The sequence below is a fragment of the Microcoleus sp. S13_B4 genome (assembly GCF_036700885.1).
GTDB lineage: Bacteria > Cyanobacteriota > Cyanobacteriia > Cyanobacteriales > Microcoleaceae > Microcoleus.
Window position 1 is genome coordinate 1 of sequence record NZ_JAUBPU010000138.1, and the last position, 1710, is coordinate 1710.

The window sequence follows — 1710 nt, forward strand, 5'->3', positions numbered from 1 at the left end:
AGGTCTAAATGGTGGAGCGGCTGTTAGTAGTACGGTTATTAAACTCGGCAGCAATTATTTGGGCGTAGTCCAAGGTGCAGCTCAAAGCGCTCTAACTGCTTCTGTCTTTGTTGTTTTGTAAGTCGTGTAAGAGGGAATGTCGGCTTTACAACCGCAAGGCTCAAAAGAGCGAGGGATTTTAAATTTTAGGTAGTGGTGCAAAGTCAGGGTTTTGATAATGGTAGCTCAACCACTTTAATCCCCTTTTATCCTTACGCTTGCAGGACTACCAACTTTTATAGGTTTAAATATGAGTTCTAGGATGCCCCGCACGCACCCTACTTTTTGATCCATCAAACTTCTGGTTCAATTCCTGCGGCACGCAATTGGGATGCTAACCGTTCTGCTTTCTGGCGTTCCTCCTCTAAATGCACTTCTGTCTGTTCTATCTGTATACTATGCCAAATTGAGTAGATAGGCGGACTAATTCTATAATAACACTTAGAATAGTTTTCAATCGCTAACTATATAATCAGGGTTTCACGCTTTCATCAAGCCCCGATACAAACGGTAGAATGGCACTTTTAGGCTCTCATTCAAAAACTGTCCGAAGTATTGTTTAAAGAAGTATTGGTTGAATTTATTTAAACAAATAAATTTAACCTGGTGTAGTTCTCACAAAAATACCTAATAAAAATACTAATAGCTGTTAGGTGACTTATCGTTCTTAAGTGTTTTATAAATGTAGAAGGTAGTCAAATAAAGTAGGGATAGGGCATTTCCTAAGTCCTTACCTGTAGAAATTTCCTATCTTCCATAAAGTTGATTTAGGTATAGAATAATGACAGCTAAAGGAATTTTAGACACTGAAAGACATTTGCTGCAAATGGATTCAGAAGACCCTGCTAACAATATCTTCGATAATCCTCCGTTAATCGGCAATATCTCTCCTAATCCCATAGTGATTAAGGGTTTTGTAAGTAACACAGATCCTGTTGATTGGTACAAGTTTACAGTGCCACCAAACAACCAACAGAAAATCAATGTGACGGTATCGGGATTAACAGATAAGGCGGAGCTATCTTTTTTTAGCAGTGGCGACATACCAAACGACTTTGGTTACGCCCGTGGAGACGCGGGGTCAGACGCATCAGTGACAATTCCTGAAAATTTGCAGCCGGGAGATTACAGGGTGCGTGTGCTGTGGTCTAAAGAGTTCGGGTCAACGCCCTACACTTTGACTCTCAAAGGAGATAGCAACGCTACACCCAGCTTGAGCACCATAGCCTTTAGTGATGCCAATTACACTGTCAATGAAAATGGGACTAAAGCGACTATTACCTTTAAGCGTAATGGTCCTATTGGACGTGATATGAGAGGAATTGTCGAGGCAGAGTCAAGTAGTACAGCAACTGGTGAAGATTACGGCCGCTTCGAGTTAGCCTTCATTCCTGCTGACAAAGATTTCGGGGTACTTGAAATCCCCATTGTGAATGATAACAAGCAGGAGGGAGATGAAACGATAAAATTGTTCTTAAGGAATGGAGGCTTAGACGCACCGATAGGCGCACAGGCCACCGCTACACTCACAATTAAGGATGACGACAGCGGTATGCCGATGCCGACTCCCACTCCGGTAGGGATGCCGATGCCAACTCCCACTCCGGTAGGGATGCCGATGCCAACTCCCACTCCGGTAGGGATGCCGATGCCAACTCCCACTCCGGTAGG

1 protein-coding gene is annotated in these 1710 nt (G+C 43.3%); it reads left to right on the forward strand.

Annotation, left to right across the window (positions count from 1 at the left end):
* Positions 1-820: 820 nt before the first annotated feature.
* Positions 821-1710, forward strand: an 890-nt coding sequence (locus QT994_RS27555; protein ID WP_333180288.1) for a pre-peptidase C-terminal domain-containing protein, incomplete at its 3' end; no start/stop codon positions are given.